At 61.9% G+C, this 23,631-nt stretch carries 23 protein-coding genes and 1 pseudogene; 12 read left to right on the top strand and 12 right to left on the bottom strand.

All coding sequences use genetic code 11. The features are described from left to right. The 8 genes from P0D73_RS03810 to P0D73_RS03775 all read left to right on the top strand — a co-directional run bounded on the left by P0D73_RS03810 (nt 1) and on the right by P0D73_RS03775 (nt 9,287). Complete coding sequence (locus tag P0D73_RS03810; RefSeq protein WP_408429830.1) at nt 1–546, top strand: GAF domain-containing protein; 546 nt, start codon at nt 1–3, stop codon at nt 544–546. 163 nt (nt 547–709) lie between these two features. After that, the gene (locus tag P0D73_RS03805; protein ID WP_408429828.1) at nt 710–1,858 is read left to right on the top strand and encodes a branched-chain amino acid ABC transporter substrate-binding protein; all 1,149 of its coding nucleotides are present in this window, start codon (nt 710–712) and stop codon (nt 1,856–1,858) included. Nucleotides 1,859–1,918: 60 nt separating this feature from the next. Further along, nucleotides 1,919–3,193 carry an NAD(P)/FAD-dependent oxidoreductase gene (locus P0D73_RS03800; RefSeq protein WP_132374724.1) on the top strand — a complete coding sequence of 425 codons (1,275 nt, stop codon included), beginning with the start codon at nt 1,919–1,921 and terminating at the stop codon, nt 3,191–3,193. A gap of 73 nt (nt 3,194–3,266) precedes the next feature. Next, nucleotides 3,267–4,169, top strand: a complete 903-nt coding sequence (locus P0D73_RS03795; RefSeq protein WP_408429825.1) for a dihydrodipicolinate synthase family protein — start codon at nt 3,267–3,269, stop codon at nt 4,167–4,169. 57 nt (nt 4,170–4,226) lie between these two features. Continuing rightward, nucleotides 4,227–5,225: a 4-hydroxyproline epimerase gene (locus P0D73_RS03790; protein WP_408175505.1), complete on the top strand. Its 999-nt coding sequence runs from the start codon at nt 4,227–4,229 to the stop codon at nt 5,223–5,225. Nucleotides 5,226–5,271: 46 nt separating this feature from the next. Next, a complete protein-coding gene (locus tag P0D73_RS03785) occupies nt 5,272–6,507 on the top strand; it encodes a metal-dependent hydrolase family protein (RefSeq protein ID WP_408429823.1) in 1,236 nt (411 codons plus the stop codon). A gap of 133 nt (nt 6,508–6,640) precedes the next feature. After that, nucleotides 6,641–7,318: a GntR family transcriptional regulator gene (locus tag P0D73_RS03780; protein ID WP_243658260.1), complete on the top strand. Its 678-nt coding sequence runs from the start codon at nt 6,641–6,643 to the stop codon at nt 7,316–7,318. Between the two features lie 352 nt (nt 7,319–7,670). Continuing rightward, nucleotides 7,671–9,287 carry an aldehyde dehydrogenase (NADP(+)) gene (locus tag P0D73_RS03775; RefSeq protein ID WP_408429820.1) on the top strand — a complete coding sequence of 539 codons (1,617 nt, stop codon included), beginning with the start codon at nt 7,671–7,673 and terminating at the stop codon, nt 9,285–9,287. Between the two features lie 76 nt (nt 9,288–9,363). Here the strand turns inward: P0D73_RS03775 and P0D73_RS03770 are convergent, their stop codons facing one another. Both P0D73_RS03770 and P0D73_RS03765 read right to left on the bottom strand, forming a co-directional pair. After that, entirely contained in the window at nt 9,364–9,762 is a 399-nt protein-coding gene (locus P0D73_RS03770) for a pyrroline-5-carboxylate reductase dimerization domain-containing protein (RefSeq protein ID WP_408429817.1), read from the bottom strand. Nucleotides 9,763–9,911: 149 nt separating this feature from the next. Then, nucleotides 9,912–10,136: pseudogene (locus P0D73_RS03765) on the bottom strand (NAD(P)-binding domain-containing protein); the annotation flags it as partial. Nucleotides 10,137–10,265: 129 nt separating this feature from the next. On the opposite strand from P0D73_RS03765, the gene P0D73_RS03760 reads away from it, so the two are divergent. Beyond that, nucleotides 10,266–10,817: a cupin domain-containing protein gene (locus P0D73_RS03760; protein WP_408175502.1), complete on the top strand. Its 552-nt coding sequence runs from the start codon at nt 10,266–10,268 to the stop codon at nt 10,815–10,817. A 259-nt stretch (nt 10,818–11,076) separates the two neighbouring features. Here P0D73_RS03760 and P0D73_RS03755 read toward each other — a convergent pair whose 3' ends face one another. The 5 genes from P0D73_RS03755 to P0D73_RS03735 all read right to left on the bottom strand — a co-directional run bounded on the left by P0D73_RS03755 (nt 11,077) and on the right by P0D73_RS03735 (nt 16,082). Continuing rightward, nucleotides 11,077–11,547: an aconitase X swivel domain-containing protein gene (locus tag P0D73_RS03755; protein ID WP_408429813.1), complete on the bottom strand. Its 471-nt coding sequence runs from the start codon at nt 11,545–11,547 to the stop codon at nt 11,077–11,079. A 10-nt stretch (nt 11,548–11,557) separates the two neighbouring features. Continuing rightward, a complete protein-coding gene (locus P0D73_RS03750; RefSeq protein ID WP_408429810.1) occupies nt 11,558–12,814 on the bottom strand; it encodes an aconitase X in 1,257 nt (418 codons plus the stop codon). A gap of 102 nt (nt 12,815–12,916) precedes the next feature. Then, nucleotides 12,917–14,455: a hopanoid C-3 methylase HpnR gene (gene hpnR, locus P0D73_RS03745; protein ID WP_408286699.1), complete on the bottom strand. Its 1,539-nt coding sequence runs from the start codon at nt 14,453–14,455 to the stop codon at nt 12,917–12,919. Nucleotides 14,456–14,705: 250 nt separating this feature from the next. Then, nucleotides 14,706–15,371 (bottom strand): ureidoglycolate lyase, encoded by a 666-nt coding sequence (locus tag P0D73_RS03740; RefSeq protein WP_408175497.1) that lies wholly within the window; start codon nt 15,369–15,371, stop codon nt 14,706–14,708. Nucleotides 15,372–15,467: 96 nt separating this feature from the next. After that, the gene (locus tag P0D73_RS03735) at nt 15,468–16,082 is read right to left on the bottom strand and encodes a TetR/AcrR family transcriptional regulator (RefSeq protein WP_132374713.1); all 615 of its coding nucleotides are present in this window, start codon (nt 16,080–16,082) and stop codon (nt 15,468–15,470) included. Nucleotides 16,083–16,167: 85 nt separating this feature from the next. Between P0D73_RS03735 and P0D73_RS03730 the strand changes: the two genes are divergently transcribed. Continuing rightward, nucleotides 16,168–17,298: an MBL fold metallo-hydrolase gene (locus tag P0D73_RS03730; protein ID WP_408429806.1), complete on the top strand. Its 1,131-nt coding sequence runs from the start codon at nt 16,168–16,170 to the stop codon at nt 17,296–17,298. A 535-nt stretch (nt 17,299–17,833) separates the two neighbouring features. After that, nucleotides 17,834–18,355: an SgcJ/EcaC family oxidoreductase gene (locus P0D73_RS03725; protein WP_408175494.1), complete on the top strand. Its 522-nt coding sequence runs from the start codon at nt 17,834–17,836 to the stop codon at nt 18,353–18,355. A gap of 20 nt (nt 18,356–18,375) precedes the next feature. Here P0D73_RS03725 and P0D73_RS03720 read toward each other — a convergent pair whose 3' ends face one another. After that, nucleotides 18,376–19,284 (bottom strand): LysR family transcriptional regulator, encoded by a 909-nt coding sequence (locus P0D73_RS03720; protein ID WP_408286691.1) that lies wholly within the window; start codon nt 19,282–19,284, stop codon nt 18,376–18,378. Nucleotides 19,285–19,457: 173 nt separating this feature from the next. Here P0D73_RS03720 and P0D73_RS03715 point away from each other — a divergent pair, with 173 nt between their 5' ends. After that, nucleotides 19,458–20,162, top strand: coding sequence for an SDR family NAD(P)-dependent oxidoreductase (locus P0D73_RS03715; protein ID WP_408429804.1), 705 nt, complete (start codon nt 19,458–19,460; stop codon nt 20,160–20,162). 80 nt (nt 20,163–20,242) lie between these two features. Here the strand turns inward: P0D73_RS03715 and P0D73_RS03710 are convergent, their stop codons facing one another. From P0D73_RS03710 to P0D73_RS03695, 4 genes are all read right to left on the bottom strand, one after another. After that, complete coding sequence (locus tag P0D73_RS03710; protein ID WP_408175489.1) at nt 20,243–20,596, bottom strand: RidA family protein; 354 nt, start codon at nt 20,594–20,596, stop codon at nt 20,243–20,245. Nucleotides 20,597–20,675: 79 nt separating this feature from the next. Then, nucleotides 20,676–21,848: an NAD(P)/FAD-dependent oxidoreductase gene (locus P0D73_RS03705; RefSeq protein WP_408286688.1), complete on the bottom strand. Its 1,173-nt coding sequence runs from the start codon at nt 21,846–21,848 to the stop codon at nt 20,676–20,678. Continuing rightward, nucleotides 21,841–23,259, bottom strand: a complete 1,419-nt coding sequence (locus P0D73_RS03700; RefSeq protein WP_408429800.1) for an FAD-dependent oxidoreductase — start codon at nt 23,257–23,259, stop codon at nt 21,841–21,843. Before P0D73_RS03700 ends, P0D73_RS03705 begins: the two co-directional genes overlap by 8 nt. Next, nucleotides 23,249–23,629: a (2Fe-2S)-binding protein gene (locus P0D73_RS03695; RefSeq protein ID WP_408286686.1), complete on the bottom strand. Its 381-nt coding sequence runs from the start codon at nt 23,627–23,629 to the stop codon at nt 23,249–23,251. The genes P0D73_RS03700 and P0D73_RS03695 overlap by 11 nt, the downstream gene beginning before the upstream one ends. Between the last annotated feature and the right edge of the window lie 2 nt (nt 23,630–23,631).

Genomic DNA, 23,631 nt, shown 5'->3' with positions numbered 1-23,631 from the left:
ATGACGAACACAAACCACGCACACAATTTTCAGGCGATCGAGCGTCTGGCCGCGATTCAACAGAAAGGCGGCGGTGCCGACAGCATATGGTCCGAGTTCGAGCGCTCCCTCACGGAGGTATTCGGACAGCGACTCTTCACGGTGCTGGCGTATGACGAGGCGTCGAGCCGGCTGGGACGTCTGCATAGCAATCGCCTGGATATCAATCCGGTAGGTGGGCTCAAGCGAGTGACGCAAAGCCGCTGGTCCGACCAGGTGCTTCGCCGCGGTGAGATCTTTGTCGGTTCATCGCGCGAGGATATCAAGGCGGTGTTTTCAGAGTACGAGGTGTTGTGGTCGATCGGGTGTGAGAGCGTGCTGAACATCCCCGTGCGCAAGAACGGTGTCACGCTGGGCACAATGAATCTGCTTGGCGAAGCTGGGCTGTATGACCATGCTGATATCGGACTGGCGCTGGTGTTCGCACAACTGGCGGTTTCGCCGCTCGAAGATCAGGTTCACAGGCTGCGCGGGCTCGAGGATCCTGACTTCATGGAACAGGTGTAGGACTTGGGGCGGGGCGGCCGTCATCGCGCTCCGCCGAATTTTTCGGACGCATTTGACAGACCCGCTGAAGGGGCGCATCATACGCAGAGTATTTGTATATTGGATCCAATATAATGTGTTGCGGCGAACCCAACGCGGCTTTACGGGTAGTAAGGAGACTGGTATGAAAGTTCGCACGATCGCTTTTGCAGCCGCTGCTTCGGGATTCCTCGTCCTGTCCCTCGGAGCCGCCCAGGCCGCCGAAACACAAATGGTCAAGCTGGGTCTGGCCGCTCCGATGACAGGCGCGCAGGCGCAGTACGGCAAGGATTTTGAATCGGGTGTGCAGCTCGCCATTGACGACTTCAATGCCACGAAGCCCAAGGTCGACGGCAAGGAAACGAAGTTCGTGCTGGAGGCGCTCGACGACCAGGCGGACCCGAAGACGGGCACGGTCGTCGCCCAGAAGCTGGTCGATGACGGCATCAAGGGCATGCTCGGTCACTTCAACTCCGGCGTGACGATTCCCGCTTCGGCGATCTATTCACGCGCAGGCATTCCGCAGATTTCGACGGCAACCGCGCCCGCCTATACGCGCCAGGGCTTCAAGACGACGTTCCGGATGATGACGTCGGATACGCAGCAGGGCAGTGTGATGGGCAAGTACGTCGTCGAGACACTCCATGCGAAGCGTATTGCCATCATCGATGACCGCACGGCATACGGCCAGGGTCTTGCGGAGCAGTTCGAGGCGGCAGTGAAGGCGGCTGGCGGCAACATCATCGATCATCAGTTCACGTCCGACAAGGCCGTCGACTTCAAGGCCATTCTCACCGGCATCAAGTCGAAGAATCCTGATTTCATCTACTACGCAGGCGCCGATGCGCAGTCCGCACCGCTGGTCAAGCAGGCGCGCTCGCTGGCAATGAAGGCAACGTTTGCCTCGGGTGAAATGTCGAAGACGGAAGATTTCATCAAGATCGCCGGGACGGCTGCGGACGGTGCGATTGTCTCGCTCGCGGGGCTGCCGCTGGAGAAGATGCCGGGTGGCGCGGGCTTCACGCAACGCTACAAGAGCAAGTTCGGCACTGAACCGACAACCTATGCGCCGTACACGTACGACGGCGCGATGGCCATGATGCAGGCGATGCAGAAGGCCAATTCGTCGGACCCGGCCGTCTACCTGCCGGTGCTCGCGAAGACTGACATGAAGGGTGTCACGAGTGAGCACTTCGCCTACGACAAGTTCGGTGATCTGCGCGACGCAATCATCACCGTCTACAAGTGTGAAAACGGACAGTGGAAGCCGATCACGGTACTCGGATCCAAGTAACTGAAGCAACGGCGGACGGCGAGTCTGCCGTCCACTCATGCAATACCTCGACTCACGGAAATGACTCAGCAAGCTCAACACTCCCGGACGACTCCCGACGTCGTGGTTATCGGTAGCGGAATCGTCGGTCTCGCCTGTGCGTGGTCCGCACTGCGCGACGGCGCGAGCGTCACCGTCATCGACCGCGACTTCGAAGGCGACCGTACGTCGCACGGAAACGCGGGCGGTATAGCCGTGACGGAGAGCACGCCCATTTCAGTGAACGGGTTGTACATGAAGGCGCTGAAGTGGCTATTCGATCCGCTGGGGCCGCTGGCGCTCGACTGGAAACATGTGCCGAGCGCGTTGCCCTGGTTCATGGAGTTTCAGCGCTCGGGCAACAAGGACCGTTTCCGCGAAATCTCGCTGGCTCTCGCCAAACTGAACAATCGTGTCTATGACGACATCGTCCCGATGTTCGAGGACATCGGCGCGATGGACAGTTTCTATCGCCGCGGCGCCTTGACGGTCTACGAAAGCGACGAAGCCTTCGCCGCGGATCAGCATGAATGGGAATTCAAGCGGGATCTGGGCGTGCGCTGGCATGCCATGTCGGCCGACGAGGTTCGCGATTGCGAGCCGTCGCTCGCGCCGGTTTTCCGCCACGGCGTATTTCTCGACGACTGGTCGCACATCGGTGACCCGAAGCGTCTCGTGACCCAACTGCGTGAGCGCGTGAAGCAACTCGGCGCCACGTTTGTCGTCGGCACCGTCAAGGCGCTCGATCTCGCTGACGAGCTTGCGCCGGCAGCGGTCACCGAGACCGGTGAACGGGTGAAGGGACGCCGCCTCGTCGTGGCGACGGGTGCATGGTCCGCCGCGCTGGCCGGATCGATCGGCGACCGCGTCCTGCTGGACAGCGAACGCGGTTACAACACGACGCTTCCCGCGCATGGCATCAGCCTGTCACGCGAAGTGATTTTCGCCGAACGCAAGTTTGTCGCCACCCCGCTGGATATCGGTGTGCGCATTGGCGGCGCGGCGGAGTTCGCCGGCCTCAAGGCGCCACCCAACTACAAGCGCAGTGACGCGCTGCTCGCGCTCGGCAAGCGCTTCCTGCCCGGCATCAACGACCAGGGCGCCGTGAAATGGATGGGGCACCGTCCAGCCACGCCCGACTCGTTGCCCGTCATTGGCCGGTCGCCACGCTCGCCGTCCGTCATCTATGCGTTCGGCCACGGTCATCTCGGGCTGACGCAATCGGCAACGACAGGTGCGCTGGTTGCCGACCTGCTTGCCAATCGAACACCTGGAATCGGCCTCGATCCGTACTCGATCAGCCGCTTCCGGAATTAACGGGGCCCCCGCGACCTCGATCGACCCGCGGGACATCCCGCCTCTGATTATCATTTTTTGAAAAGGTGTAGCCATGCAAGTCAACTGGAAAGGTGTATTCCCCGCTGTCACGACGAAGCTGAAGGACGACGGTTCCCTCGATCACGAAGCCATCAAGGCGGGTCTGAATCGCCTCATCGAGAACGGCGTCGGTGGCGTCGTCATGATGGGTATGGTCGGTGAGAACGCCCAACTTACGCCGGACGAGAAGCGCACGGTGATCAAGCTTGCGGTTGAGGTCGTGAACGGCCGCGTGCCGGTGATCGCCGGTCTCGCCGAAACCAATACGGCAAACGCGGTCCAATACGCGAAAGAAGCGCAAGCGCTAGGCGTTCAAGGCCTGATGGTTTTCCCGGGACTGACGTACAAGTCCGACCCGCGTGAAACCGTCGCCTTCTATAAGACGATCGCGCAAGCGTCGACGCTGTCGATCCTGCTCTATAACAACCCGCGTGGCTACGGCGTGGACCTCACGCCGGACCTGGTGGCACAGTTGCTGGAAGAGCCGACGATCGAAGCCATCAAGGAGGAATCGTATGACACGACGCGCGTCACCGATCTGATCGGCCGCTTCGGCGATCGTCTTGCAGTCGTGTGCGGTGTCGACGATCTGGTGCTCGAGTCGGCTGCCTTGGGCGCGAAGTGCTGGGTCTCGGGCATGGCTAACGCGGTTCCGAAGGAATCGGTCGAGCTACTGAATCTGGCGATTGCCGGCGACTATGAATCGGCCCGCAAGCTGTACCGTGTACTGATCGACCTGTTCCACCTGGATACGCATGTGAAACTCGTTCAGTACATCAAGCTGGCGGAGAACATCACGGCGGGTTACTCGGAAGCCGTCAAGGCTCCGCGACTGAAGCTCGAAGGCGAAGAACGCCGGAGGGTCGTTGCAATCGTGGAGAAGACGCTCGCCGACGTGCGCGCCCTGTCGAAGTAATGCGCACGGGCCTGGACCGGGCCACTTTTTGCAGGTCATTCTGGATGGAGCAGGGCTATGAAATCGACATTCTTTTGCATCGACGGACATACGTGCGGCAATCCGGTCCGCGTCGTCGCAGGAGGTGCACCGCGGCTGGAAGGCGCGAACATGATCGAGCGACGCGCGCATTTTGAGCGCGAGTTCGACTGGATCCGGACATCGCTCATGTTCGAACCTCGGGGCCATGAAGTGATGTCGGGCAGTATCCTCTATCCGCCGACCCGTTCCGATTGTGACGTCGCCATCCTGTTTATCGAGGTCAGCGGCTGTCTGCCCATGTGTGGCCACGGCACCATCGGGACGGTGACAACGGCCATCGAGCACGGTCTGGTGCGTCCGCGTGAACCGGGTGTGCTGCGTCTGGACACGCCGGCCGGTCTCGTGGTTGCGCGCTACAAGATGGACGGAGACAACGTCGACTCGGTGCAACTCATCAATGTTCCGTCATTCCTTCACTCGACGGACCTGACAGTTGAAGTCGAGGGGCTCGGCGAAATCCGCTTCGATGTCGCCTACGGCGGAAATTTCTACGCGATCGTCGAACCGCAGCAAAACTTTGGTGGCCTCCATACACTCAAGCCTTCGGATATCCAGCGTCTGAGTCCGATCTTGCGCCAGGCAGCGAACGAGAAGTACCCGTTCGTTCACCCAGAAAAGGCGGAAATCCGTGGTCTAAGCCACGTGATGTGGACAGGCGAACCCACGGTCGAAGGGGCAAGCGCACGCAATGCGGTGTTCTACGGTGACAAGGCCATCGACCGGTCGCCCTGCGGCACGGGGACTTCCGCCCGTATGGCACAGCTGGTCGGCAAGGGCAAACTCAAGATCGGCGAGCGTTTTGTTCACGAGAGCATTATCGGCACGCTCTTCACTGGTGTGCCGGAAGAAGCGACCAGGGTCGGTGAACTTGACGCGATTATTCCGAGCATCGAAGGGTGGGCGCGGGTGACGGGACACAACACGATCTTTGTCGATGACCGTGATCCGCTCGCCAAAGGCTTTTTGCTGAAATGATCTACAGCGGCCCGTGGGCCGCTCAACTATCAGTTGAGGAATCGAAATGTTGATCCTGAAGAACGCACGTGTCCTGGACGTGAATCACGAAAACGACACGGCCCGCTATTCGATTGTCGTGGACGGGGATGTCATCAAGGAAGTGACCCGCGAGCCGGTGTCGATAAATGGCGCGCAGGTCATTGACGTCGGGGGCAAGACAGTCATGCCCGGCATGATCGACTGCCACGCGCACGTCATTGCCTCGGTGGCGCACCTTGGTAACAACGGGCGTTTGCCGAATACCTTCGCCGTGTTGCGGGCGGTACCTATCCTGAGCGGTATGCTCAACCGGGGTTTCACCACGGTGCGGGATGCCGGCGGCGCCGACTACGCGCTCTCGCGTGCCATCGAGGAAGGCGTGATCGCCGGGCCGCGGTTGTTCGTGGCCGGCAAGGCGCTCTCGCAGACGGGCGGTCACGGCGACTTTCGCGAGCGCTTCGACAACTCCGATCCCGATCCTTGCGGCTGCCATCGCAATCTCGGGGCAATCGGACGCATCGTCGATGGCGTGGACGACGTTCGCAAGGCCGTGCGGGAAGAGATGCGCGCCGGCGCGCATCACATCAAGATCATGGCGTCGGGTGGCGTTGCTTCGCCGACGGATCCGATCGGCAACCTGCAATTTTCCGTCGACGAGGTCAAGGCCATCGTCGAGGAAGCCGCGTCGCACCAGACCTATGTCATGGCACATGCCTACACAGGGAAGGCGATTGCTCGCGTCGTGAAGCTCGGTGTGCGCACGATCGAGCACGGCAACCTGATCGACGACGAGGCGGCGGCCGTCATGGCGGAGTTTGGCGCGTTTGTAGTGCCCACGCTCGTGACCTATGACGCAATGAACAAGGTCGGTGCAAAAGCGGGTGTGGCGGAAAGCGCGCTCGCGAAAAACGAGAATGTTCGTATCCAGGGCCTGAAGGCGCTTGAACTGCTCAAACGCAACGGCGTGAAAATGGGTCTTGGCACCGACCTGCTGGGCGACATGCACGAGTATCAAAGCGATGAACTGACGATCCGTTCAGCCATTCTCGGTGCTTTCGAGACGATCTGCCAGGCCACCGCCGTAGGTGCCGAGATCGTCGGACAGCAGGGACGTCTGGGCGTCGTGTCCGCGGGAGCCTTCGCTGATCTGCTGGTCGTCGATGGTGATCCGCTAGCGGATATCAGCGTGCTTGCCGGGCAGGGTGAGCGCATCGCCGGCGTGATGAAGAACGGCGCGTGGGTCCGGCAAACGTTGCAGTGACGCAGCGTCGGTCATTGGATTTTGTATCCGAAAGCCGGGAGCATGGTAGCATGTCCACTGTATCCTGAATCCCCACTTGAACCTGACCATGCCCCCGGTAGCCGCCAAACGTCGTACCAAAGAGGCGTCCGCGATGAGCGAAGTTATCGCGGACGAAAGCACGCGAAAAATCGTCCGGCCAACTACGGTCGAACTCGTCACCACGGCGGTTCGACAGCGAATCCTGAGCGGCGACCTGGCGCCGGGTGAGGTATTGCGGCAGGAGGCGCTCGCCGAAGAGCTCGGCGTCAGCCGTGTTCCTATCCGCGAGGCAATCACCCGTCTGACGGCAGAGGGGTTGCTGATCAATGTGCCGCACAAGGGCGCCTATGTCGCTGAGCTGTCGATAGGCGAGGTGAAGGAGACGTTCGACATTCGGCTACGTCTTGAACCGTGGATATTTTCGGAAGCAATCCCGCGCATCACCGAAGCCGAGATGGGCAAGGCGGAGCGGCTTATCAAGGAAATGGACAAGGCGGACTCGGGCGTGTGGGGGCAACTGAACTGGCGTTTGCACGAAACGCTCTATCTGCCTGCGCAGCGGGATATCACGCTTCAGTTGTTGCGGGTACTGCATGACCGCTGCGATCGGTATTTCCGCTTTCAGGCCGTGCAGGTGCCGATCCGCGAACAGTCGCATGATGAGCACATGGCGTTGGTCGAGGCGTGCAGGAAGCGCGACGCGAAGCTTGGAGCCAAACTCCTGGAGCAGCACGTCAAGACGGCCGCACAGCAGATCATGTCGGTTGTCGAGGCGGTGGTGACGCGTTGATTCCGCTGGTCAGCGTGTGTAATGCTTCGTGCTGTCTACCCTTGGCACGCTGAGAGCGCAGATCAATTCCGCAACGCGTTTCGGTAAGCTCGCCGCGCATCCGTAGTGCTGATAGTGCGCGTCCGCGCGCTGCTTTCTCAACGCTGATTGCGTTCCACTACATCGCAGAAACGAACCTGTCCTATCTGCCCGGCGGACCCAAGACCTCGGCGGTGTTTGCACTGCGCGCGGTGACTTGCATAACGCGGTCGAGTCTAGTCAACGGCATTCACGGAGTGGCCTTCGGTCCCTGTACGAACCACGACTCCGCCGTAGTCCACGCCATCCCATTGAACCTTTTGAGGATATCGACATGACTCTTACTGGCGAAATGCTTATCGGCTTTTCCGCGGTGCGTGGCACCGAAGGCAGCCAGCGCGCGTTCAATCCGGCCACCGACGCCGAGATCCCGGAGCCATCCTTTGGTATGGGCGGCGCGGCGGAAGTCGAGCGCGCGGCCTCTCTGGCCGCGCAAGCCTTCGACGTGTTCCGGAACGTCTCCCTTGCGAAACGCGCCGCGTTTCTCGATGCAATCGCCGACAACCTCCTCGGTATCGGAGATGAACTGATCGAGCGGGCCCATGCCGAGACGGGTCTTCCCGTTCCGCGTCTGCAGGGCGAGCGTGGCCGCACCGTCGGTCAGTTGCGTCTTTTTGCGAAGGTCGTGCGGGACGGGCACTTCCTCGGCGCCACGATCGATCATGCCCAGCCGGAACGGCAGCCGCTGCCGCGTGCGGATCTGCGCCTCGCAAAAGTACCGGTTGGTCCCGTCGCTGTGTTTGGCGCGAGTAACTTTCCGCTAGCCTTCTCGGTTGCGGGAGGCGACACCGCTTCGGCACTCGCAGCGGGCGCACCGGTTATCGTGAAGGCACACGGCGCGCATCTTGGAACCTCAGAGCTGGTAGGTCGCGCAATCCAGAAAGCAGTCAAGGAGCAGGGCTTGCCGGAGGGCGTGTTTTCGCTGCTTTTCGGCGCCGGCCGCAAGCTCGGCGAAGCGTTAGTCGCGCATCCTGCCATCAAGGCGGTTGGCTTCACGGGTTCCCGTCAAGGCGGTCTCGCGCTGGTGCGGATCGCGAACGCTCGACCCGAGCCGATTCCCGTCTATGCCGAAATGAGCAGTATCAACCCGGTGTTTCTGTTCCCGGGCGCGCTCGCGAGCCGCGCTGAAGCGATCGGCAAGGCTTTCACGGATTCGCTGACGTTAGGTGCAGGACAGTTCTGCACGAACCCGGGGTTGGTGCTTGCGATCGACAGTCCGGACCTCGACCGTTTCGTCAAGGCGGCGGGCGAAGCGCTGGCAAGCAAGCCGGCCCAGACGATGTTGACCCCCGGAATCTTCGATGCCTTCCGCGACGGAGCGCAAAAAGTCGACGCGGTTCAGGGCGTGACAAAGGTGGCAGAGGGCAGGTCGGCGGGCGAACTTCCGAATGCCGCGCAGGCTGCCCTGTATGTGACCGATGCACGTCGCCTGCTGGCTACGCCCGAGCTTGAGGCAGAGATGTTTGGCCCGGCTTCTGTGGTGATTCGTGCCCGCGACTTTGAGGAATTGCTATCGGTTGCGGAACATGTGGAAGGGCAGCTTACCGTCACTCTGCAGATCGACGCTGTCGATTATGCAGACGCCCAGCGCCTGCTGCCGGTGCTCGAGCGCAAGGCCGGACGTATCCTCGCCAATGGTTTCCCGACGGGTGTGGAAGTCTGCCACGCGATGGTTCACGGCGGTCCTTTCCCGTCCACGTCGAATTCGATGTTCACCTCGGTGGGCGCGACAGCGATCGACCGATTCCTGCGGCCTGTGTGCTATCAGGATCTCCCCGATGCATTGCTGCCGGCAGCGGTAAAGGAAGCCAATCCACTGGCCGTTTGGCGTCTGGTTGACGGCGAGCTGAGCGCACCGCAGCAAGCCGCGAGTTCAGCGGCCAAAAGCTGACGTGCCGGAAAGTGCGGGTCGCCAATGCAGCACCGGCGACCTGCAAAGGCGGCGGACTTTGCGCTCGAGCAGGTGTTCAGCGATTCTTGATGCGTTCGAGAACGCGATCGAGGGCGAGGTGCTGAGCGTCCAGTGCTCCCGCGCGTTCAAGATCGGCTGTCATCTGCTCATTCAAACCGCCCGGCGTTGAAAATTCCTTCGACAGATCGGCGAAGGTTTCAAGCCGCGTCTGGGCGGTGCGCGCCAGCCCGCTGAATAGCGACGCGAGGTAAGTCCGCGCGTCGACGTAGGGAATGCCTTTGTCTTGCAGCCAGATTGCATGTCTTTCGAGCATGGCGAAAAAACTGCCCATCAAGGCGGTCGACGCGAACAGGCTGTCGAACGCATCTTCGTCGTCGACAGGTATTGCTGTGCCGAGCGGTGCGAAAAGCTCGATCGCGACAGGATCGGCCGGAAACACGATGGTCGGGCCCATTGCCTGGGCGACCATCGGCAAGGGGGCAGACGCACTATATGTGCGACATCAGGCATCAAAGCTGCCAGCCGCTCGCGATTCCACGTAGCAACGAAGCTGAGAACGCGGTGTGTTGGCCCAAGCCGAAGCTCCGACAGTACCTGTCGTGCAATTTGAGGTCGAATTGCCAGACACAGCACGGTGCACCGATCCGCGACGTCCTGGTTGTCGCGTCCGACGTGCACTAGCGGGTGTTCGTGTGAAAGCCCTGCAGCGGTTTCGTGATTGCGAGGCGAGACCCATATCTCGCGCAGACCGCGCGGCTGTGCCGCCAAGCCGGTGACGATCGCCTCCGTGATGGTGCCTGTCCCGATGAAACCTATTCGCTCAATCATCTCCAGACCTCCTGCCTGAACGCCCGTATTCGCGGTGTAGGGAAAATATGCGTTGAACCATCTTTGGATACAGGATATTGTTTCACACTAGTGGGCTTGCTGTGCATCCCGCTTACAAGTGAGGCGCAAATGACGGATGACGCATCCGATGGCCCGGCCTCGGACGTCAATTTTGACGACCGCGACGGCAAATCCCAGTTCCTGATCGTGTATCCGGGCGAGGAAGAGAGCTACTGGCAGCCCGTGCCCGCCAATGGGTATGCCGCGGTCCACGTCGCGCCCCACCTCGTGTCGATGCAGCGGCCCTTTTCGGCAGGCACGCAGACAGTTCCACCCGGAGGCTTCGTTCGCCTGCACGCGCATGCAGAGTCTGAAGAGGTGCTTCATTTCATTCGGGGAAAGGGAACGGCAATAGTGGAGGGGCGCGAGTATCGAATCGAGCCCGGCGTGACGGTCTTTCTCGGACCACGACAGTCGCATACATTGATCAACGACGGGACTGAAGACCTGCACTGGGTGTGGTTCTTTCTACCGTCGGGCCTCGAGACATTTTTCAAGGCTATCGGACGTCGGCGCAATCCTGACGAAGAGGCTCCAGACCCGTTTAAGAGACCCGAGAACGTCAGCGAAATCGAAGCGAGCACAGGGTTCGCGCCGTTAGAAGCGAAGCGCGCAGAATAGGGCGCTTGCGTCGGCCGTTTCTTTTACTGTTTTAGGACAGAGTTTGTCATGGTACACATCGCATCACCGCGTTCATTCCATCACCAGATCAGGAACATTGGCCATCGCAACGGCCAACGCTCGAACGCTGCCGCGCTGGTTTCTTCCTATGCGGCGCTTCTGACGCCGCCGCTTTCGGGGCTAGCAGGCAATACGCTCGAGCGGGCTGATGTCGCTTCTGTCGCTATCCTGGGCTACAACTAGCGTTTGTGCGAAACCGCTACGCGTTGCGGCGTCCTTCGCCTTCGCTGTCTGTGACATGGATGCTCGCGGGCCGCGCGGCATCGCACGCGTCAATCTCCAGTGTCGCGGTGAAAGACGCAATCTGCGCGAACACGTTCTCGTCGACGCTCACCACCGGCACGTCGAGGGCGTAGAGCTCATTGGCGGCAATCACACCGATGGCGAGAATCAGGTCGCGTTCCGCCAGTATGATGCCGCTCGGGCCAGTCCCGTTGCGCAACGCTTCAGCCAGTACGCTGCTGCTGGAACTCGATCCGCGCGCTCGCGCCATCACGAGCATCCGGCCTTTCAGGCTTTGTCCGTAGCCGGAATGGGTCTTGTCGATGATCATCCCGCTTTCGGCGTCGTAGCCGCCCCAGAAGCTCAGGGGAGGCAGCGCGATTGCAAGGCCGCTTGCGCGGCCCGGAACGAGTACTTGCCCGGCAAGTACGGTAGTGGGTGAAATCATGGTCGTACCTTTAGCCGGCCAGTTCATCGATGCAAACTCTCCCTTCGAAGGCTGAGCGAACGCACTCGGCCATGCTTCCAAACGCAACGGTGACACCGATGTTCGCAGGTGCGTAGTGGGCCCACTTCCCTGAGTTAGTCATCACGAGTCCACTGATCTGTTTCATCACGGGAGTGATGTAGGTGCAGGTGTCCACCACAATCTGGACGCCGCGGGAGGCGAGTTGCTGGGCGACCCCTTCAGCTTCGATCTGCCACAGCACGAAACGGCTCGTATTCACATAGAAGTCGCATCGTGGCGAGCCATCGTGGCCTTCGAACAGCTTGCCAAGCGTGTGGAACTCATCGACCGAAAAATGCGGGGTTCCCAGACTGATCGCGGCGAGTGGCTCGCTAGAACGAGCACCGTTCCACTTTCGATGGATGCCGACGAGATCCGCCTCGGTGATAACAATGGTCCGTTCCGGTTCGCCGCCCTGCAGCGCGGCGTCGAGTGTCGGCGCTTCCGGCGTGATGCCTACCGCGTGAAAGAGCGCCACAGAGCCACTGGAAGCGGCTGCCGCGCCCAGAGCCTTAAGCTCGTCCTCCGTTGTGTCGACAGGCAGTCCCGTGATTGCCGCCACCGTTGCGCCGGCATTGAGGCCAAGCAGAAAACCGAGTGCCGCGAAATACGTATCGCGTCGCGGGGAATCACCGAAGCTGGGCGCTTCGAGCACGATGCGGGCGGCCCTGTTTTCGGTGACGTGCAGTCCGGCGTTTGGCACGCGGCCGGTAATGGCCGCCGCAAGATCAAGAAAATCGCCGTAGCGACTTGTACGGGCGCCCAACACGGAGTTGGCGAAAACGATCGCGTTCGATTCAGCCCATGCGATCTGATCGCCCAGACGCGGGCGGTGCTTGAGTTGATACGGCGCGCATGTGAAGGTCGCTTCGCAGCCGAGTTCCAGATGCGCTTCCATCAGGCGTTTGGCAGCATTCGCAATTTCCGCTTTGCCGCGATACAGCTCTGGATGAATGAGATCGAGCGATCCGACATTGAGCGTGGTCGGCACGGCGACCCGCGTTCCGGATGCGACAAACCGTTCGACGAAATCGAGACTGACGGATCCGTGATACAGACACCCGTCGATGTGGGCGGAGGAAACGTCGACGAGTTCCTGGGCGTTCATCACATGCGCCGTGGCGGCAACTATTCGCATCGCGAGCGCTGCACCTTCACCCAATTCACCACTCAGCATTGCTTTGTCACGAACCGATAGTTCAAGCACTGTCGCCTCTTCGTTGTGGTCATTCTCAAATCAGGAATGAGGATACCCGAAGTCCGCATCGGCGACTGTATGACCGCTGTAAAGAACGGCTAGATCAAAACATCAGCCCGCACCCGTGCGGGTTTCGTCGACGAAGCTTTCCGTTGCATCGTCGAGCTTGCGGCCCTTGCGTCCCGCCGGCCCGTGCACATACAGCACCTTGACATTGGCGTGCTCGGTCGAGGCGGCGGGCGGCGTCATCGAATACCGGACTTCGCGCGCGTGGTCATTCAATTGCAGGTTCGGATTGAACACCGAGTTGAAGCGCCACAGCATCCGCACAAAGTTCGTTTGCCCGTGCATCAGCAGATGTGCCGCTTCGCTCGCCGCGCCGCGCAGTGCGCTCCAGCCAAGGTGTTTCCGGTTGAGTACCTGCTGCGTGCGCACCAGTTCGCGGTAGAACTCGGGCAAGGGCAGCTTCGTCGGCAGGACGGCGTGCTGGATGTCATAGAGCCGGTAGTCGAGGCTCGTCAACTGGCGATGCTCGCGCAGCCAGATTTCCGTACCCGGATAAGGCGTGTTCACGCTGATGTTGACGATCTCGGGAATCTCCAGACACCATTGCCTGATCGCTTCGAAGCGGTCATGGTCCCAGTCGGGATCGGCGATCAGATTGATCGCGACCGTGATGCCGAGCGAGCGCGCGAACGCGAGCGCCTCGAAGTTCTTGTCGAGATTGACGCGCTTGCGAAACGCCTTGAGGCCTTCTGCATCGATCGCCTCCATGCCGATAAACATGTATTGCAGGCCCAACTCGCGCCAGTATTCGAAAACCTCCTTGTTGCGCAACAGCACATCGCCGCGTGTCTCGAGGTAGTACTTTTTACGTATGCCGCGGCGCTCGATTTCGCGGCCGATCGCCATGCCGTGATCCGCATGCACGAAGGCGACGTCGTCGACAATGAAGATGCCTGGCTCGCGAATCGACGCCAGTTCGTCGGCGATCACTTCGGGGCTGCGCGAGCGATAGCTGCGTCCGTAGAATGTCCACGCGCTGCAGAACGTGCAATCCCACGGGCAGCCGCGCGCGAATTCGATCGATGCACACGGATCCAGCACGCCGATGAAGTATTTGCGCCGATGTCGCAGCAGATCGCGCGCGGGGCGAACCTGATCGAGGCTTTCGGCGAAGCCTGGCAGCGGCCCTTCGCCGCGGCAGGTCACGACGCCGGGTATCGCGAGTAAGTCGGCGTGGCGCGCGACGGCGTCGAGAAGTTCGGCGACCTTCGCTTCGCCTTCGCCTCTTAGCACGCAGTCGATTGCGCCGTCGGCGTGCTTGAGCATATCGGCTGCGGTGAACGACGCGCTGTGTCCGCCCACGAACACGAAGCAGTCCGGCCACTGCGCCTTGATCGCTTTCGACAGATCGATGATTTCGGGAATATTGGCGAGGTAGTTGCCGGAGAAACATACGGCATCAGGGCGCCATTTGCGAATCAACCGCTCCAGATCGCGATGCGATTCGACTTGCAGGTCGAGCAACCGGACCTCGTGCGCAGCCGCGCGGAGTACGGCCGCGACCGTCTCCAGGCCGAGCGGTTCGAGTCGCAGGAACACGCGGGTGTACATCAAGCCACTGGGATGTACGGCGAGCACCTTCATGAGATCTCCTTGGCAGAAAGGGCGCGTCCGAGACCTGTCGGTGCGCGCTGGACTTTCCTGCAGAAATCCTTGGTACGGTTGACTGCCGCGCCCTGCGTCCTGGCGATGTCAACGCGCGCGGCTTCTTGCGATTCTACTGCCCGTCGTCGCAGCTTGCTCGTACGAGGGCAGAGGCGCAATGTCTGCGCCGTATTGGTTTGGCACGGGCGACGACAAAACCATCCGCGCTCTACCGCTGCGGGTCGCCGCCTCAACCAGACCGTTGCGCCTCACGGGCGATCGGCGCCTCGAGAAGACAACCAAACTCGCGGGCAAAGTCGACAGAGACCCGTGCATGGACGGCGCCCTGCTTGTCAAAGAACCGCTGGGTCCCTCCAAGAGCGAACACCCCTTCATGCCAGATGTTCGGATGGATGTAGAGACCCTGCTGTCCATCGAAGCGAAAGCACACGAACTTCTCCGGCGCAATGTCGTCGCCGGGCAATGCCAAGGGAACGTAGAACGGGCGATGGTCGAGAGGGAAGAACAGTTGCCCACCATCCGGGTGGTAGTTCGCGTGCCAAAGCAACATCCGTTCCGGTGCATGGGCGTTGTCGTCACGGGCAACTTCAGGCTCTGTCGCGTACGCAAGAATGTAGTCGCCGCCCACGGCCTCGTTTGAACCGTACAGAATGTCCCCGCGCCATTCGCTTACAAACGTGCCTTCGGTAGTGCCGGCCTCGTCACCGGTTCCGGCGTCTATGGGCCGTGTCCCCATTGCAGGCCACTGCACGATCTCGATCGGGCACTCGCTCGGATCCGCCACGAGCCTGCCAAATCCGTCAAGCGTTGTCGGGGTCGCGTCGACCACGGGCATCGACACGCGCCGGAGGCCAGGAGGAAGAGCGGGGTTGAGGTAGTCGATCTTTTGGGACATCGGCACAGTTTGAACGAGTCGAAAATACAGATTGTAGACGCTCGAACAAGACGTTTGGCCGACCCTTATGCACATGAAAACGGTCCGGCGGTCCGCTCATGCGTAGCGCGCGAGGAACATGTCGGCGGCCGATTCCGCGACCTGCTTTTGCTCCCGTTCGCCGAGCGGCGCCTGGCCCATCGTCACCTGCGGCCAGAAGGCGAAGGCTTTCACCAGCGCCTGCAGTTGCAGCGCCGCGAAGAGCGGATTGTCGGTCTTGAGACGGCCGTCGGCGACGGCCGCCCGGATCCACACGGTCAGGTCTTCCTCGCGTTCGCCGAGGCGCGCGACCATGTCCCGCGCCCGCTCCGGCGAATGGATGCCGGCCGCGATCGCCACACGTGCCAGCGACAGAAAGGACTCGTCGTTCAAGAGCCGCAGCTTGCGGCCCAAAAGGTCGAGCAACTGCGCGCGCAACGGTTCGTCGGCGCGGTAGGCGGGTGCGTCGCCGCTCTGGCTCGCGTCCCACAACTGATGGAGAATCGCGGCGAAAAGGGCTTCCTTGCTTGGGAAATGGTTATAGACCGTACGTTTGGAGACGTTCGCGCGGGCGGCGATGCGGTCCATGCTGGTCGCGTCGTAGCCGGCCGCGAGGAATTCCTCGATCGCGGCGCCGACGATGGCGACCCGCTTGCGGTCAGTCAGGCGTTGATGGGTGGCACTGGGATCCATAAAAGGATTTTACACCGGGCAGTTTACTTTTCTCGAAAATAAACTACACTGGCTAGTGTACATTTATCTACGGATGGCCTGACTTATGACGTCGCTTCCCGCTGTTGTCAGCCGCATGCTTGGCTTTACCGCCGCGCGACGCGGTCGCGCGTTGTCCAGCACCTCGCCGCAGCACGACGGCGAACGCTTTCGCAACGTCAAGCCGCGTCCCGTCGAGGGCCTGCGCAAGACGCTCGGCATTGTGTGGAACGTGTTGCTCAACAAGCCGAACGGCACCGTGCCGACAGACGCGTTGCCCGTCGATGCGCTGACGCGTGCGCAGCTCGATGCGGCGCCCGACCGCAGCCTCTACCGGCTCGGCCATTCGACGATGCTGCTGAAGCTCCGCGGCCAGTTCTGGCTGACCGATCCTGTGTTCGCCGAACGTGCCTCGCCGTTCCGGCATCTCGGCCCGAAGCGCTTCCATGCGCCGCCGATCGCGCTCGCCGATTTACCGCCGTTGCGCGGCGTGATCCTGTCGCACGACCACTACGACCACCTGGACCGCGAAACCGTGCTCGCGCTCGCGCAGACCACCGGCGTGTTTCTGACGCCGCTCGGCGTCGGCGACCGGCTGATCGAATGGGGCATCGACGCATCGAAGGTGCGGCAGTTCGACTGGTGGCAGGGCGCCGAGGTCGACGGTGTGCAGTTCACCGCTACGCCCGCACAGCATTTTTCCGGCCGCAGCCTGTTCGACGGCAACAGCACGTTATGGGCGTCGTGGGTGATCGTCGACGATGATCTGCGTGTGTTCTTCAGCGGCGACACCGGCTACTTCGAAGGCTTCAGAACGATCGGCGAGCGCCTTGGGCCATTCGACGTCACGCTGGTCGAGACGGGCGCCTACGACGCGCAGTGGCCGTACGTTCACATGCAGCCCGAAGAAACCGTGCAGGCGCACATCGATCTGCGCGGCCGTTGGCTCGTGCCGATTCACAACGGCACGTTCGACCTCGCGATGCATCGCTGGCAGGAGCCGTTCGAAAGGGTGACGGGCCTGGCCCTCGCTCGCGGCGTCGTATTGTCGACGCCCCGCATGGGCGAGCGGCTGGATCTGAGCGCGCCGCATCGCGGCGAGCGCTGGTGGCGCCACGTTGCAGAGACCGTCGCTGCACCGAAGGCCGCATGGCGTCTGTGTGCCGCGCGCAATGCCGGAGATGCGGAGTCTTCGTGATCTTTTGTGAGCGTCGGCTGTCTGAAAGCACGCTCACCTGGGGCCACACGGAGTGCATTGCGGGTATGACCATCGGCGCGCCGTCGACCGCCGGGTGATCTTCGGGCGGCTGCGTCGAACAGCAGCCAGATCAACCCGCCCGGGGTTCGTCGTCCCCGGTACTTAGCGCCGCGATGCGCACACGGTTGCGGCCTTCCCGTTTCGAACGGTAGAGCGCCTCGTCGGCGCGTTGCAGGATGCGTGGCTACCCCATGTAACGGAAATGCGCCAGTCACGCCGGCAACAGCGGCGTTGCGCCCAGCGATGCTAGCAGCAAACCTCGATGCGGATTCGAGCGCTTTGACGAGCGGCACGGCTACCCGACTAGGCGTATCAGGCTGAATCCCCTAGCCCCCGCGCGAAGCTCACCCTTGCACGAATAGCGGGCGCACAATCCCAATCAGTCTCGCCGTCGTCAATAGCGCCTTTCGACCGCTGACTGGCGCCTCGGTGATGCGTCGAGATTCGACCAGGGGGAAATGTGCGGCACGTACAGATGTGGACGACGTCCTTTATTGCCGTTGCGGCGATCGGATTTAGTATCGGTTGCGCGCAAAATGCGAGCATGCACAGCACGAGCAGCCTTCAGGACGAATCCGCGATCAAAGAAGTGATCTACGAGATGACAGCGGGCTTTAACAGCCATGATGCGGAGGCGGCCACCCGGATGTACACGGAGGATGCCGACTTCGTCAGTGTCCGCGGCGAGGAGGCAAAGGGAAGGGGCGAAATTAGAAAGGGGCTGGCTGCCATTCTGAGCACAAGAGCAAGGAACGCAGCGCTCGAAACTCGGAACGTGGCAATCCGATTTATTCGGCCTGACGTTGCTCTTGTGCACGTCACCAATGAGCTGAGCGGGCTCATGAATTCTGATGGGCAGACACTGCCCGCGCATCGGGAGCGAAGCCTCAGAGTCTTTGTGAAGGAGTCCGGGGTTTGGCGGGTCGCCGCCTTTCAAAACACCCTAGCGAAACCGTTTGAGGCTAGCTCGACGGGGCAAGGCGCTGCCGCGCCGTGACACGCAAGCTCGACTTGCGTTCAGAACGGCACGTGCTGACGACACACGCTGAGAACCAGTTGCCGAAACCAACGATGAACAGGGTCATTCTCTAAACGAGGATGCCACATCTGAGAAATCGTAAAGCCATCAGTCGCCACAGGAAGCTCGAAAACGTAGACGGACGCGGCGTGCTGAGCGTTCGCGAACGATGCAGGCAGGAGCGCAACCAGATCGGACGCGCGCGCCACCGCCAACGCGGCGGGAAAGCTGGGCACGACCGCTACGGTCGTTCGTTCCAACCCTAACAGGGCAACCGCAGCGTCGAGAGATTCAATTATCTGGCGACCGTGCGGAGCGACTACGTGGCCAAACGCTGCGTATTGCTCGGTAGTCACTTGCTGTTTCATGTCGAGTGCGTGTCCCTTTCTGACAACGGCGACGTAGCGGTCTCGAAACAATGCCCGGACGCGTATTTCAGGTCCCATTTCCTCCAGGACACCAATCTCGAGATCGGCCGAACCATTTCGAAGATACTCCGCACTCTTTTCCGATTTGGACGAGAAGTGCAAACGCACAAGTGGCGCCACTGCAGTCACTTCAGCAATCAAGGGTGCACCGAGGGCTTCCACGAAAGCTTCATTGGCACGAATCCGAAAGGTTCTGCGCAACGTTGAAAAATCTGTCGCCACCGGCGACGGATGGAGCAAGGCGCGCGCCTCAAGAACAGTATTGTGTGTCTGCTCACGAATCTCCTCGGCATACGGCGTCAGCACCATATGGCGCCCGGCGCGGACCAACAATGGATCGCCGGTCGCAGCACGAAGGCGAGTCAGCGTGCGGCTCATTGCTGAGGCACTCAGATGCAGCGACCGGGCAGCGCGCGTCACGTTTTTCTCGGTCAGCAACGCATCGAGCGCGAAAAGTAGATTGAGGTCCGGTTCAGGCATCGCTTGATCGTAGTCAGCAAGGTGAGATAGGGCGTCCGATGCATATATTAGTTGCATTCGGCGCGGCTTCCGCCATCCCCTATGAACCGCTACATTGGTTTGCGTGATTGACCCCGGAGGATCGCTCCCGTCACGTTCAGATTCGAGAGCGGCTTTGCTTATCGAGGATGCCAATGCAAAACACACTTTCGCAGAAAACCGTTCTCTTGATCGGCGCCTCGCGCGGCCTTGGCCTGGCGATGGTTGAGGAGTATCTGAAGCGCGGCTACCGAGTCATCGCCACCGCACGAGCGGCCTCCACAGATAAGCTTCGGCACGTCGCGGAAGCGTCTGCTGGCGCGCTCGAAGTAGAGACTGTCGATATCACGATTCCAGAGCAGGTCGCAGCTCTGCGCGCCCGCCTCGAAGGTCGGCATATCGATGTGCTTTTCGTGAATGCCGGTGTCAATAACGACGATGGTGAAACGATAGCGGACGTCTCGACCGAAGAATTTATACGGGTGATGGTAACGAACTCGCTGAGTCCCATGAGGGTCATTGACGCGCTTCAAGACCTCGTCCCGCCGACTGGAACGATCGGTGTCATGTCGTCGGGGCAGGGCAGTATCACCAATGCTACTAGCGCGAATTATGAAGTCTACAGAGGGAGCAAGGCCGCGCTGAATATGTTCATGCGTACCTTCGCGGCGCGCAGCGCGAGTTATCCGCGCAGCCTCCTGACCATGGCGCCTGGATGGGTCCGGACAGACATGGGCGGCCCGACGGCGCGCCTGACGATCGAAGAAAGCATTCCGAACCTGGTTAATACGATCGAGGCTTATGAGGGGCGCCCCGGCTTGCACTACCTCGACTATCTCGGAAGGCCCGTGCCTTGGTGACGGGCCGCTTGCAAACTTGCGCCGCCGCACGCGGTACATCAGTGCAGATGTGATTACCTCGGACGCGCTAACGGCACCTCTCAACCAAGCGCCACGACCGCGATCTCGACGAGCAGCTCGGGCGCGGCAAGCTTCGCTTGCACCGTCGCGCGCGCCGGTGCGTGACCTTGCGGAACCCACGCATCCCAAACCTCGTTCATGCCTGCGAAATCGCGGGCGATGTCCGCGAGCCAGACTTGCGCGGAAACGAGGCGCGTCTTGTCGATGCCGGCCTTCTCCAGATAGCCGTCGATCTTTTCCAGCACCTTCGCGGTCTGGAGTTTCACGTCAGCGGTGTGATCGGCGGAAGTCTGGCCGCCGACGAACACGAGGCCGCCGGCTTTGACGACGCGGCTCATACGTTGGTTGGTTTCGATACGAACGATATCGGTCATGACAATCTCTCCACTTGAACGCGAATGAAATCGCCGCGCGCTTCGACCGAAGGCGCGACGGAGCAAAAAATAAAACCGGTTAGTGCGTCACGAGATGCGAAGCGCCCGTGCGGGAAGCCGCCGCGTCGCGGCCAAAGCGATCGACGGCAAACGCATCGAGCGAAATGGACGGCGCGCCGTCCAGCATCAGTTCGGACACGAGCTTGCCGCAACCTGGCCCGAGCTGAAAGCCGCTGCCGCAATAGCCGAACGAGTAATACAGATTCGACGCCTGGCGGCTCGCGGAAATCACCGGCAGTTCATCTTCCGTAAAAGCTTCGACACCGGCCCAAGCGCGGTTCACGCCGAGATTGCGCAGATGAGGAAACAGATCGGTCACGGTCCGCGCACTGCGCACGAGGCGGGCGAAGTCGACTTCGCCGTGACGATTCGCCAGGTCCGCGATGCCGATCAGTTTGCCGCCGATTACTACGGTGCCGTTGTCGAACTGCTTGAAGGACAACGGCCGGCCCGTTGCGCCGAGCGTCGCGTGGCAGAAGGGCGCGACGCGCTGCGTGACCATCAGCATCAAACCTTCGGCATGCACCGGCACAGGCTCGCCGACCTGCTTCGCCAATTCGCCGGACCATGCGCCCGCGGTGACGAGCAACTGGTTCGCGCTGAACGTGCCATGCGGCGTGACGGCGAACCATCTGGTGCCGCGCTGCTCGATACGACGCACCGGCGTACCTTCCAGAAAACGCGCGCCGAGCCGCTGCGCGGCGAGCCGGAACGCCGTCGTGGTTCGATAAGGCAGCGCGTAACCGTCGCGCTCGACCCAGATGCCGCCCGTGACATGCCGCGCCAGCGCCGGTTCGAGTTCGAACACGGTTTCGCGGTCGACCACCTTCTCCTGCGTGAATCCATGCGATTCGAGCAGCGCGACCCGCTGGCGGCACGCTTCGAGTTCGTCATTCGTTTCGGCGATCTTCAACTGACCGGAAGCAACGAAGCCGCCAGTCTCGCCGAGCAATTCGCTCATGCCGTGCCAGATTTCCCGCGACATCAGCGCGAGCGGAATTTCAGGCAACGGACGGCCCAGCGTGCGCACGCCGCCCGCGTTCACGCCCGACGAATGACGCGCGACATAATCGGCTTCGAGCACGATCACCTTCACGCCGCGCCGCGCCAGGTGGAACGCGCTGCTCGTGCCGTGCAGGCCGCCGCCGATCACGAGCACATCGGCTTCCTGGATGTCGGTCGGGTCACTCACCGGCGAGTTCTCCGAGCGTGAGCGGCTTGATCGGCGGACGGATGCGGTAATAGCCGACTTCGGCGGGCGAGACGCGGCGCGCATCGGCGATCACTTCCGTCACCGTGAGGCCGCACATGCGTCCCTGACACGGACCCATGCCGCAGCGTCCGAACGACTTTGCCTGATTCGGTCCGACGCAGCCGAGCTCGACGAACTTGCGCAACTCGCCCGCGGTGACTTCCTCGCAACGGCAGACGATGGTCTCGTCGCGCGGAATGCGGTTGATGTCGCGCGGACGATACAGGCTGTCGAGAAAAGGCCGGATGCGCATGACGCCCGCGAGCGCGCGGCGATGCGCGAGAGCTTCGGCATCGCGCGACTCGGAGGTGATCGCGCCGAGCTGCGCAGCCGCCGCGAGACCCGCGAGCGTGCCCTGCAAGGCTGCCGCCTGCGCGCCGCCGATGCCCGCGCCATCGCCCGCGACAAAGATGCCGGGCACCTCCAGTTCGCCCCACGCATCGACTTTCGGCGTGAAGCACAGTTGTGCGTCGTCCCAGCGGTGCGAGGCGCGTAGCGCTTGCGTGAATTGCGTGTTCGGCACGACGCCCTGATGCAGCAGGATCACATCGGCTTCGAGACGATGCGCCGTGCCTTGCGTCGTGAAGTGAAGCGCGGCGGCGCGCTCGATATGATCCGTGCCGATCCGTGCTTCCACGCGCAGATCGTCGGCTGCCTCGAAGATCGGCACGTTCGCTTCGCGCAGCGTGCGGATCAGTTGCAAGCCTTTGCTCAGGAACGGCCACGCGCGCAGCGCCGCCAGCATGTGACGCTTGGCGCGCCAGCGGTCTTCGTGACGCGTGGTGTCGACCAGCGCGCGGATCGGTACGCCGGCGCGCACGTATTGCCAGCCGAGCAGATACAGCAGCGGCCCGCAGCCGGCGAGCACCGGCGGCGCGGCGGGCACTTCGCCCGCGCTCTTCAACAGGATCTGCGCCGCGCCCGCTGTCAGCACGCCGGGCAGCGTCCAGCCGGGAATCGGAAAGGGCCGCTCCAGCGCGCCGCTGGCGAGAATCACGCGTTGCGCGTCGAAGCTGCCGATCTTGCCGCCCTGCAGATAATTGACGCCGCGCTCGCGAGTAACCTGCCACACGCTCGCGTTCGTCAGGTGGCGCGCACCGGAGGCGGCGAACGCTTCGGCGACAGCCGCACCCGCCGCGTAGTCCGGCCCGAGAATCTCCTTGCGGCGCGCATCGGCGCGGCCGATGGCGCGATAGATCTGGCCGCCCACGGCGTCCTGTTCGTCGATCAGCACGGTCGTGAGGCCGGCGCGCGCCGCGCGCGTCGCCGCGCTCATGCCGGCGGGACCGGCGCCGACCACGACGACGTCGACGGCTTCGGAAGCGAAATCGGATGCGAAATCAGCGGTCATGGGCGTTCTCCAGCGGTGCGTCGGTCGCGGCAGTCGCGCCGAAGTGCGGCAGATCGCGCGCGCCTTCCTGCGAGCGGATTCGCATGCCGGCCTTGACTTCGACCATGCAGGCCTGGCGGCTCGGCATGCCGTCGATCTCGACGAGGCATTCGAAGCACGCGCCCATCATGCAGAAAGGCCCGCGCGGTGCGCCGGATACAGGCGTCGCACGAAACCGCGACACGCCTGCGGCGAGCAGGGCCGCCGCTACCGAGCAGCCGCCCGGCACGGACAGCGGCTGATCGTTGAACCAGATGGCGACGTTCGTGGCGGCCGCGCCTTGCACGCCCGGCAGCGGCTTGAAAAGCGTGTGAGTCGATTGAGTAGTCATGT

The sequence above is a fragment of the Paraburkholderia sp. RL18-101-BIB-B genome, from assembly GCF_046026985.1.
Lineage (GTDB): Bacteria > Pseudomonadota > Gammaproteobacteria > Burkholderiales > Burkholderiaceae > Paraburkholderia.
The sequence above is the reverse complement of the archived record's forward strand: the minus strand, read 5'-3'. Positions and strand labels throughout refer to the sequence as shown.

What these genes read in the sequence shown, in the direction of transcription:
- P0D73_RS03795 (WP_408429825.1), top strand. Translation starts at nt 3,267, where the DNA reads ATGCAAGTCAACTGGAAAGGTGTATTCCCCGCTGTCACGACGAAGCTG.
- hpnR (WP_408286699.1), bottom strand. Translation starts at nt 14,455, where the DNA reads ATGAAGGTGCTCGCCGTACATCCCAGTGGCTTGATGTACACCCGCGTG.
- P0D73_RS03770 (WP_408429817.1), bottom strand. Translation starts at nt 9,762, where the DNA reads ATGGGCCCGACCATCGTGTTTCCGGCCGATCCTGTCGCGATCGAGCTT.
- P0D73_RS03700 (WP_408429800.1), bottom strand. Translation starts at nt 23,259, where the DNA reads ATGACCGCTGATTTCGCATCCGATTTCGCTTCCGAAGCCGTCGACGTC.
- P0D73_RS03720 (WP_408286691.1), bottom strand. Translation starts at nt 19,284, where the DNA reads ATGCCTGAACCGGACCTCAATCTACTTTTCGCGCTCGATGCGTTGCTG.
- P0D73_RS03730 (WP_408429806.1), top strand. Translation starts at nt 16,168, where the DNA reads ATGACGTCGCTTCCCGCTGTTGTCAGCCGCATGCTTGGCTTTACCGCC.
- P0D73_RS03725 (WP_408175494.1), top strand. Translation starts at nt 17,834, where the DNA reads ATGTGGACGACGTCCTTTATTGCCGTTGCGGCGATCGGATTTAGTATC.
- P0D73_RS03790 (WP_408175505.1), top strand. Translation starts at nt 4,227, where the DNA reads ATGAAATCGACATTCTTTTGCATCGACGGACATACGTGCGGCAATCCG.
- P0D73_RS03800 (WP_132374724.1), top strand. Translation starts at nt 1,919, where the DNA reads ATGACTCAGCAAGCTCAACACTCCCGGACGACTCCCGACGTCGTGGTT.
- P0D73_RS03740 (WP_408175497.1), bottom strand. Translation starts at nt 15,371, where the DNA reads ATGTCCCAAAAGATCGACTACCTCAACCCCGCTCTTCCTCCTGGCCTC.
- P0D73_RS03715 (WP_408429804.1), top strand. Translation starts at nt 19,458, where the DNA reads ATGCAAAACACACTTTCGCAGAAAACCGTTCTCTTGATCGGCGCCTCG.
- P0D73_RS03755 (WP_408429813.1), bottom strand. Translation starts at nt 11,547, where the DNA reads ATGATTTCACCCACTACCGTACTTGCCGGGCAAGTACTCGTTCCGGGC.
- P0D73_RS03780 (WP_243658260.1), top strand. Translation starts at nt 6,641, where the DNA reads ATGAGCGAAGTTATCGCGGACGAAAGCACGCGAAAAATCGTCCGGCCA.
- P0D73_RS03760 (WP_408175502.1), top strand. Translation starts at nt 10,266, where the DNA reads ATGACGGATGACGCATCCGATGGCCCGGCCTCGGACGTCAATTTTGAC.
- P0D73_RS03735 (WP_132374713.1), bottom strand. Translation starts at nt 16,082, where the DNA reads ATGGATCCCAGTGCCACCCATCAACGCCTGACTGACCGCAAGCGGGTC.
- P0D73_RS03775 (WP_408429820.1), top strand. Translation starts at nt 7,671, where the DNA reads ATGACTCTTACTGGCGAAATGCTTATCGGCTTTTCCGCGGTGCGTGGC.
- P0D73_RS03785 (WP_408429823.1), top strand. Translation starts at nt 5,272, where the DNA reads ATGTTGATCCTGAAGAACGCACGTGTCCTGGACGTGAATCACGAAAAC.
- P0D73_RS03710 (WP_408175489.1), bottom strand. Translation starts at nt 20,596, where the DNA reads ATGACCGATATCGTTCGTATCGAAACCAACCAACGTATGAGCCGCGTC.
- P0D73_RS03805 (WP_408429828.1), top strand. Translation starts at nt 710, where the DNA reads ATGAAAGTTCGCACGATCGCTTTTGCAGCCGCTGCTTCGGGATTCCTC.
- P0D73_RS03810 (WP_408429830.1), top strand. Translation starts at nt 1, where the DNA reads ATGACGAACACAAACCACGCACACAATTTTCAGGCGATCGAGCGTCTG.
- P0D73_RS03695 (WP_408286686.1), bottom strand. Translation starts at nt 23,629, where the DNA reads ATGACTACTCAATCGACTCACACGCTTTTCAAGCCGCTGCCGGGCGTG.